At 47.0% G+C, this 266-nt stretch carries 1 protein-coding gene; it reads right to left on the bottom strand.

Features of this window, described 5'->3' with window-relative positions; all coding sequences use genetic code 11:
- Window positions 1-230, bottom strand: a 230-nt coding sequence (locus R0J87_RS21165) for a pectate lyase family protein (RefSeq protein WP_498888743.1), incomplete at its 3' end; no start/stop codon positions are given.
- Between the last annotated feature and the right edge of the window lie 36 nt (window positions 231-266).

The following is a 266-nucleotide window of genomic DNA, read 5'->3' as shown; positions in this document are numbered from 1 at the left end:
ATATTGTCTATCAACTGCCAGAAGCCAGCCGCCTGGCTGTACATCGACATAACCGGGTTTTTCATACTGGCGAAGTGGTTGTGCTCGATGCGTATCACTGCGCCCATTCTGCTGTTTATCCCGCTTTCAACAGCACCATCATAAAAATTGTTATAGATGTGGCCTTTGCCAAAGCGAAACAGTGGCAAGCGCGAGTTTACGTTATACCAGTGGTTATGGTGATAAGTAATGGTGCGGTCGTAATTATCGCTGTCTGAAGAGCCAAC

This window comes from Halomonas sp. SIMBA_159, from assembly GCF_046536035.1.
GTDB classification, from domain to species: Bacteria; Pseudomonadota; Gammaproteobacteria; order Pseudomonadales; family Halomonadaceae; genus Vreelandella; species Vreelandella venusta_A.
This window is presented reverse-complemented; position numbering and strand designations above follow the sequence as displayed.